The organism is Pseudomonas sp. PIC25 (assembly GCF_002286785.1).
GTDB lineage: Bacteria > Pseudomonadota > Gammaproteobacteria > Pseudomonadales > Pseudomonadaceae > Pseudomonas_M.
The window spans coordinates 23,492-31,578 of the sequence record NZ_MUJY01000178.1; the positions used below are offsets into that span (position 1 = coordinate 23,492).

The 8,087-nt window shown below is 60.9% G+C and carries 10 protein-coding genes; 3 read left to right on the forward strand and 7 right to left on the reverse strand.

What is annotated here, in order from left to right; all coding sequences use genetic code 11:
- Positions 1-8: 8 nt before the first annotated feature.
- The 4 genes from BZL41_RS23250 to sdhC are packed head-to-tail and all read right to left on the reverse strand — an operon-like array spanning position 9 to position 3,240.
- Complete coding sequence (locus BZL41_RS23250; RefSeq protein WP_084333829.1) at positions 9-716, reverse strand: succinate dehydrogenase iron-sulfur subunit; 708 nt, start codon at positions 714-716, stop codon at positions 9-11.
- An 11-nt stretch (positions 717-727) separates the two neighbouring features.
- Positions 728-2,500 (reverse strand): succinate dehydrogenase flavoprotein subunit, encoded by a 1,773-nt coding sequence (gene sdhA / locus BZL41_RS23255; RefSeq protein WP_095601453.1) that lies wholly within the window; start codon positions 2,498-2,500, stop codon positions 728-730.
- 3 nt (positions 2,501-2,503) lie between these two features.
- On the reverse strand, positions 2,504-2,872 hold the full coding sequence (gene sdhD / locus BZL41_RS23260; RefSeq protein WP_095601454.1) for a succinate dehydrogenase, hydrophobic membrane anchor protein: 369 nt from the start codon (positions 2,870-2,872) through the stop codon (positions 2,504-2,506).
- Positions 2,866-3,240, reverse strand: a complete 375-nt coding sequence (sdhC, locus tag BZL41_RS23265) for a succinate dehydrogenase, cytochrome b556 subunit (protein ID WP_084333832.1) — start codon at positions 3,238-3,240, stop codon at positions 2,866-2,868. The genes sdhD and sdhC overlap by 7 nt, the downstream gene beginning before the upstream one ends.
- Before the next feature lie 363 nt (positions 3,241-3,603).
- On the opposite strand from sdhC, the gene gltA reads away from it, so the two are divergent.
- Positions 3,604-4,890 (forward strand): citrate synthase, encoded by a 1,287-nt coding sequence (gltA, locus tag BZL41_RS23270; RefSeq protein ID WP_095601455.1) that lies wholly within the window; start codon positions 3,604-3,606, stop codon positions 4,888-4,890.
- Between the two features lie 64 nt (positions 4,891-4,954).
- Here the strand turns inward: gltA and BZL41_RS23275 are convergent, their stop codons facing one another.
- Entirely contained in the window at positions 4,955-5,563 is a 609-nt protein-coding gene (locus tag BZL41_RS23275) for an START domain-containing protein (RefSeq protein WP_095601456.1), read from the reverse strand.
- Positions 5,564-5,613: 50 nt separating this feature from the next.
- Positions 5,614-5,865: a YkgJ family cysteine cluster protein gene (locus BZL41_RS23280; RefSeq protein ID WP_095601457.1), complete on the reverse strand. Its 252-nt coding sequence runs from the start codon at positions 5,863-5,865 to the stop codon at positions 5,614-5,616.
- Positions 5,866-6,019: 154 nt separating this feature from the next.
- Between BZL41_RS23280 and BZL41_RS23285 the strand changes: the two genes are divergently transcribed.
- Positions 6,020-6,361: a DMT family protein gene (locus BZL41_RS23285; RefSeq protein ID WP_084333836.1), complete on the forward strand. Its 342-nt coding sequence runs from the start codon at positions 6,020-6,022 to the stop codon at positions 6,359-6,361.
- A gap of 13 nt (positions 6,362-6,374) precedes the next feature.
- Here the strand turns inward: BZL41_RS23285 and BZL41_RS23290 are convergent, their stop codons facing one another.
- Positions 6,375-7,250, reverse strand: coding sequence for an NAD(P)-dependent oxidoreductase (locus BZL41_RS23290; protein WP_095601458.1), 876 nt, complete (start codon positions 7,248-7,250; stop codon positions 6,375-6,377).
- A 149-nt stretch (positions 7,251-7,399) separates the two neighbouring features.
- On the opposite strand from BZL41_RS23290, the gene BZL41_RS23295 reads away from it, so the two are divergent.
- On the forward strand, positions 7,400-7,942 hold the full coding sequence (locus BZL41_RS23295) for an exonuclease domain-containing protein (protein ID WP_095601459.1): 543 nt from the start codon (positions 7,400-7,402) through the stop codon (positions 7,940-7,942).
- Positions 7,943-8,087 lie beyond the last annotated feature (145 nt).

Genomic DNA, 8,087 nt, shown 5'->3' on the forward strand with positions numbered 1-8,087 from the left:
TGAGCGGATCAAGTCCCGCTCTGCAGCAGCATGTTGCGTACGTGACCGATGGCCTTGGTCGGGTTCAGGCCTTTCGGGCAGACGTTGACGCAATTCATGATGCCGCGGCAACGGAAGACGCTGAACGGGTCATCCATTGCGGCCAGGCGCTCTTCGGTCTTGGTGTCGCGGCTGTCGGCCAGGAAACGATAGGCCTGCAGCAGCGCAGCGGGACCGAGGAACTTGTCCGGGTTCCACCAGAAGGACGGGCAGCTGGTCGAGCAGCACGCGCACAGGATGCACTCGTACAGACCGTCCAGCTTCTCGCGCTCTTCCGGCGACTGCAGACGCTCGATGGCCGGAGCCGGTGTATCGTTCTGCAGGTAAGGCTGCACCTTCTCGTATTGCTTGTAGAAGATGCTCATATCGACAACCAGGTCACGAATGACCGGCAGGCCCGGCAGCGGGCGAATCACCAGTTGACCGCCACGCAGGCCCGCCGCGGACAGCGGGGTGATGCAAGCCAGGCCATTCTTGCCGTTGATGTTCATGCCGTCGGAGCCGCAAACGCCTTCGCGGCAGGAGCGACGGTAAGAGAAGGTGACGTCCTGTTCCTTAATCAACGCCAGCACGTCGAGGACCATGATGTCCTTGCCGCCGGTATCGACCTGGAATTCCTGCATGAACGGGGCGGCATCCTGCTCGGGGTTATAGCGATAAACACTGACTTTCAACATATCGGCCACCCTTAATAAGTCCGAACCTTGGGTTCAAATGCCGGAACAGTCTTCGGCGCAAAGTTGACGGCACGCTTGGCGACGCGCTTTTCACCCGGGAAGTACAGGGTGTGGCACAGCCAGTTCTCGTCGTCGCGCTCTTCGAAGTCTTCACGGGCATGTGCACCACGGGACTCTTTGCGGGTTTCTGCTGCGATTGCGGTGGCTTCGGCCACTTCGAGCAGGTTCTGCAGTTCCAGCGCTTCGATGCGCGCGGTGTTGAACGCCTGGCTCTTATCGGCAATCTTGACGTTGGCGATACGGCCACGCAGTTCGGCCAGTTGCTGGATACCCTTCTGCATGTATTCGCCGGTACGGAACACACCGAAGTAGTTCTGCATGCAGTTCTGCAGTTCCTTGCGCAGCGGGGCGACGTCTTCGCCGCTGGTGCGCTCGTTCAGGCCGCTCAGGCGAGCCAGGGCGACGTCCAGGTCGGTGTCGCTGGCGTTGCGGTATTCGATACCGTCCTTCAGGGCCTTCTCCAGGTGCAGACCGGCCGCACGACCGAAGACCACCAGGTCGAGCAGCGAGTTGCCGCCCAGGCGGTTGGCGCCGTGCACCGACACGCAAGCCACTTCGCCCACGGCGAACAGGCCTTCGATGATCGTGTCGTTGCCGTTGGCATCCTGGGTGATCGCCTGGCCATGAATGTTGGTGGCCACGCCACCCATCATGTAGTGGCAGGTCGGGATGACCGGAATCGGAGCAACGACCGGGTCGACATGCGCAAAGGTCTTGGACAGTTCGCAGATACCGGGCAGGCGGCTGTGCAGGACCTCCTCACCGAGATGGTCGAGTTTCAGCAGCACATGGTCGCCATCCGGGCCACAGCCGTTGCCGGCGATGACTTCCTTGACCATGGAACGGGCCACCACGTCGCGACCGGCCAGGTCCTTGGCGTTCGGCGCATAACGCTCCATGAAGCGCTCGCCGTGCTTGTTGATCAGGTAGCCACCCTCGCCGCGGCAACCTTCGGTCACCAGCACGCCGGCACCGGCGATGCCGGTCGGGTGGAACTGCCACATTTCGATGTCCTGCACCGGCACGCCGGCACGCAGGGCCATGCCTACGCCGTCACCGGTGTTGATCAGGGCATTGGTGGTGGAGGCGTAGATACGACCGGCACCGCCGGTAGCCAGCACGGTGGCCTTGGAGCGGATATAAGCAGTTTCGCCGGTTTCGATGCAGATCGCGATAATGCCGACGATGGCGCCATCCTGGTTCTTCACCAGATCGACGGCATACCACTCGTTCAGGAAGGTGGTGTTGTTCTTCAGGTTGGCCTGATAGAGCGTGTGCAGCAGCGCGTGACCGGTACGGTCGGCAGCGGCACAGGTACGGGCAGCCTGCCCGCCTTTGCCGAAGTCCTTGGACTGGCCGCCGAACGGACGCTGATAGATGCGTCCCTGCTCGGTACGGGAGAACGGCAGGCCCATGTGCTCCAGCTCGAAGACGGCTTCCGGACCAACGGAGCACATGTATTCAATGGCGTCCTGGTCACCGATATAGTCGGAACCTTTGACGGTGTCGTACATGTGCCAGCGCCAATCGTCGTTCGGGTCGGCCGAAGCGATGGCGCAGGTGATGCCGCCCTGGGCGGAAACGGTGTGCGAGCGCGTCGGGAAAACCTTGGTCACGACGGCGGTCTTGTGGCCGGACTGGGCCAGTTGCAGCGCGGCGCGCATGCCGGCGCCGCCGCCACCTACGATGATGGCGTCGAAGGAAAGCGTACGAATTTTAGCCATGAATCAGATACCCCACAGAATCTGCACACCCCAGACGAAGAACGCGAACATTGCAATGCCGCATACCGCCTGGAAGAGGAAACGCACGCCGGTAGCCCACTTGCCCAGCGACATCGGAGTCAGATAGTCGGTGGAAATGGTCCACATGCCGACCCACGCGTGAGCGCCGAGGGCCACGAGGGCCAGGAGGCTGAAGATGCGCATCCAGTTCTGGGAGAACAGACCGTGCCAGTCGGCGTAGGTCAGGCTCGGGCTGGCGACGAGGTAGCCCAGCAGAAAGAGGAAGTAAGCCGCGAGAACGACCGCAGAAACGCGTTGAGCCATCCAGTCGTAGAGGCCGGAACGCGAAAGATTCGTGACGTTAGTTACCATACCCACACCCCCGCCAGCACGATCAGCAACGCCGAGACGACGAGCACGATTTTCGAGCCCAGCTTGCCGCCTTCCAGCGTCTCGCCGATGCCTAAGTCCATGATCAGATGGCGCACGCCCGCCACCAGGTGATACAGCAGCGCGGACAGCAGGCCCCAGATCACCAGTTTGGCCAGCGGACTGGCGAGACACGCCTTCACCTGCTCGAAGCCTTCCTCGGAAGCCAGGGACTTATCGAGTGCGAACAGCAGCACGGCGATGCCCAGGAAGAGGATGACACCGGAAATGCGGTGAAGAATGGACGTGTAAGCGGTGACTGGGAGTTTTATGGTCCTAAGGTCTAGGTTTACAGGTCGTTGGCTATTCACGGCTTTTTTTTCACACTGAGAGCCCTAACGATCAGGGCAAAGTTGTCGGGAAGTGCACTGGTCAGGTACCCACCCCCCAGGGAGTGACGACCCCCAGAATACGGGCTCTAAGGCCCCTGGCGATCGGACGCCGAGTATAGACAGTTAGGCTACTAATGACAATGCGATGGTCTTCCCCGAAAAGCGGATTGCGCCGCCTATATAAAAGGCGTAAATAGCGGCCTTTTTTCATTCAAAAGGCCTCTAAAAACCCGTCTGCGGCCAGGGTTGGCCCAAATTGACTTTCGAATTTATCTCTCTATAGTGATGCGGGCCCTGCGTGGGGGGCTTCTGATGATTTCAAGCATAAATAGGAGGCCACATATGGCTGACAAAAAAGCGCAGTTGATCATCGAGGGCGCAGCCCCCGTCGAACTGCCCGTTCTGACCGGCACCGTTGGTCCCGATGTAATCGATGTGCGGGGCCTCACCGCCACGGGCCGCTTCACGTTTGATCCTGGCTTTATGTCGACCGCCTCTTGCGAGTCGAAGATCACCTATATCGATGGCGACAAGGGTGTTCTTCTGCACCGCGGCTATCCGATCGAACAACTGGCAGAGAAGTCCGACTACCTGGAAACCTGCTACCTGCTGCTGAACGGCGAACTGCCGAATGCCGAAGAGAAGGCCAAGTTCGTCGGCACCATCAAGAACCACACCATGGTTCACGAGCAACTGAAGAGTTTCTTCAACGGTTTCCGCCGCGACGCTCACCCGATGGCGGTGATGTGCGGCGTGGTCGGCGCTCTGTCGGCCTTCTACCACGACTCCCTGGACATCAAGAATCCGCAGCACCGCGATATTTCCGCGATGCGCCTGATCGCCAAGATGCCGACCCTGGCGGCGATGGTGTACAAGTACTCCATGGGCCAGCCGATGATGTATCCGCGTAACGACCTGAACTACGCGGAAAACTTCCTGCACATGATGTTCAACACCCCGTGCGAGATCAAACCGATCAGCCCGACCCTGGCCAAGGCCATGGACCGCATCTTCATCCTCCACGCGGACCATGAACAGAACGCCTCTACTTCCACCGTGCGTCTCGCCGGCTCGTCGGGGGCCAATCCCTTCGCCTGTATCGCCGCCGGTATCGCCGCACTCTGGGGCCCGGCCCACGGCGGCGCCAATGAAGCCGTGCTGACCATGCTGGACGAGATCGGCGACGTATCGAACATCGACAAGTATGTAGCCAAGGCCAAGGACAAGGACGACCCGTTCAAGCTGATGGGCTTCGGCCACCGCGTCTACAAGAACTTCGACCCGCGCGCCAAGGTCATGAAGCAGACCTGCGACGAGGTACTCCATGAACTGGGTATCAACGACCCGCAACTGGAACTGGCCATGCGCCTGGAAGAGATCGCCCGTAACGATCCGTACTTCAAGGAGCGCAACCTGTATCCGAACGTCGACTTCTATTCAGGCATCATCCTGAAGGCGATCGGCATTCCGACCAGCATGTTCACCGTGATCTTCGCCCTGGCCCGTACTGTCGGCTGGATCTCCCACTGGAAGGAAATGCTCTCCAGCCCGTACAAGATCGGCCGTCCGCGCCAGCTGTACACCGGCTACGAGCAACGCGACTACGTTTCGCTGAACGACCGCAAGTAAGTCGGCGAAACGAAAAAAGGCTGCCTCGAGGGCAGCCTTTTTTCTTTCTGGCCGAACGCGCTATTCAATGCTTCTCGGCACGCTCGCGCAGCCCCTTGAGCGTATTGAACGGCGCATCGACCACGAAACTGTTGGCCAACCACGACGGCACACTGCCACCCGGCTCGGTGTGGACCTGATAGACCACTTCGACCTCTCCCGCGCCCTTCGGCGTGAGTTTCCAGAAGCCTTCCACCTTGCTCACCCGGACGAAGCCCTTTTCCTCCGGCAGGTAATCCGGCACACCCTCGAGCACGCGGGTGACGCTGCCATCGCTCCCTTCCTCCGTGGTCACGTGGATCACCGAGTCACGCGGTGTCACGGGCCAGGGGGTATTGAAGCGGGTATAGGCCCAGCTCTCCTTTCCTTCCGACTTGAGCAGCTTCTGCTCCCGGCATTCATGAATCCAGGCACAGGACCCGGAAACGTCCTCCTGCAACGCACGCAGGGTGGCGATATCCGTCTTCATGCTGACCACACCCCGGTAGGCCTTGTATTTAGAGCCCTCGACCGGACTCAGGTAGACACGGATACCGCCCTCCTCCTTGGCCAGCTTCCAGTCTTCGGCCTGTGCTGTCGACACCAAGACGATGCCCAGGCCGGCGGCCACAGCCAAACGAAACAACGAACCCATTATTTTCTCCTTGCTGAGTGCGCCTTCCAATGGAAGAACGTTGACAAGCATTACGCCGTCGCCTGCTCCAACCAGCCGATGAGGCGAATCGCCTCGTCGCGGCTACCGCCACAAACCTGCTCATCGGCCGCAAACGCGCCGCAAATGGCTGGGCGTTCGGGCTGGCCGAACAATTGGCATAGATAATCGACCGAAAGATGCACACAGCGTTCGCCGGCCGCTTTTCCCCGCGGCATACCGGGAATCGGCGAACTGATCGAAGGGGCGATGCAGCAGGCGCCACAGCCCATACGGCACTGCATGACGGTTACGTCTCCCAACCGCTGATACGACGGCGCGAAATACTACCCGGCGCCCACGCAAATTGGGATATCCCCCCATCTTGCCTAGCGCCCGGCCGATCGCTAGGCTGTCGCGCATTTTTCCGCCCCGCCTCACCCTCCCCGGAGTTCAAACATGCCTGTCTGGCTGCAAACCGCCGCCCTGCTCAGCCTATCGAACGTTTTCATGACCTTCGCCTGGTACGGCCATCTGAAGACCCTAGGCAACAAGCCCTGGATCGTTGCTGCCCTGATCAGTTGGGGCATTGCCCTGTTCGAGTACCTGATCATGGTTCCAGCCAACCGTGTCGGCTACACGGAGTTGTCCGTCGGACAACTGAAGATCATGCAGGAAGTGATCACCCTGTCCGTTTTCCTTCCTTTCAGCGTGCTGTACATGCAGCAGCCCCTGAAGCTTGACTACCTTTGGGCCGGACTGTGCCTGGTGGGGGCGGTGTATTTCATTTTCCGCACCTGACAGGCACGAAATGTCAGCGCCTGGCCGGTTTCAGGCGCGCAATCAGGCTGGAAGTATCCCAACGGTTGCCGCCCATCGCCTGGATGTCCGCATAGAACTGATCGACCAGCGCCGTGACCGGCAGCTGGGCGCCATTGTGGCGTGCCTCGTCCAGCAGGATTGACAGGTCCTTGCGCATCCAGTCGACGGCGAAACCGAACTCGAACTCGCCGGCCAGCATGGTCTTGTGGCGATTCTCCAATTGCCAGGACTGCGCAGCTCCCTTGCTGATCACCTCCATCGCCGCCAGGCCGTCCAACCCGGCGCACTGGGCGAAGTGCAATGCCTCGGCGAGCCCCTGGACCAGTCCAGCGATGCAGATCTGATTGACCATCTTGGTCAACTGGCCGCTACCGGCCGGTCCCATCAGCCTGACCATGCGCGCATAGGCCTGGATCACCGGCTCGGCACGGTCATAGAAAGGCTTTTCGCCCCCGACCATCACTGTCAGCACGCCGTTCTGGGCGCCGGCCTGGCCACCCGACACCGGGGCATCGAGGAAGCCCAGCTCACGCTCGGCCGCCTGCACCGCCAACTCGCGGGCAACATCCGCCGAGGCCGTGGTATGGTCAACCAGCACCGCTCCCGGCACCATGCCGGCCAAAGCACCGTCCTCGCCAAGCACTACGCTGCGCAAGTCGTCGTCATTACCGACGCAACTCATCACCAGCTCCGCGTCTTGAGCCGCTTCGCGGGGAGTGGAGGCACAACGCCCACCGAATTCGTCCACCCATTGTGCAGCCTTGGCTGACGTCCGGTTGTAAACGCAGACTTCATGGCCCTTGCGAGCGAGGTGCCCGGCCATGGGATAGCCCATCACGCCGAGCCCGATAAAGGCGACCTTCGACATCTCAAACCTCCAGATCACGGAAGCTCCAAGCATAGCTCGGAACACCCTACCGCTGGACAGGCACAGCCGCTGGGCAAAACTGTTCGCCCCTTGGTTTGCCGCACCGGGAAAGCGCCTCCATACTGCCGGGTAGTCGCAATGGAGGGCCTATGGGGCATTGGCTGGTCATCGATCTGGAAGCCACCACCGAAGAAGGCGGTTGGCCGCTCGACGAAATGGAAATCATCGAAATCGGCGCTTCGCTGGTAGCGTCCGACGGCCACGAGTTGGACCACTTCCAGCGTTTCGTTCGTCCGCTGCGCCGGCCGTGCCTCACCACCTTTTGCCGCGAGCTCACCCACATCAGCCAGACAAACGTGGATGGCGCCGCCCCGCTGGGCGAGGTCTGGACAACCTTCGAGCGCTGGCTGGGCCCTTACGTACCGCACCTTGCCGGCTGGGCCAGTTGGGGCGACTACGATCGCCGCCAGTTGGAACTGGAGTGGCGGCGCCAGCAGCTCGACAGCGCCCTCAACCAGGTGCCTCACCTCAACCTCAAGCAGCGCTTTGCCGAGGCCCGCCAATTGAAACGCGCAGTGGGCCTGAACACTGCCCTGCAGATTTCCGGGCTGCAGTTCATTGGGCAACAGCATCGCGCACTGGAGGATGCCCGCAACACCGCCCGGCTGCTGCCCCTGGTGCTGCCGGCGTAGCGCGAAGCGGATGACGCCCGCAAAGGCCTTGTGCATACTGGCGGGCCTTTTTTTAGGTTCTTCGCGCATTTCCGGGGAGCCCTGAACAAGAACGGCGATTTGGTTGAAGATGTTTGTGCGACCAAACCCCTAAAACCAAAACCGC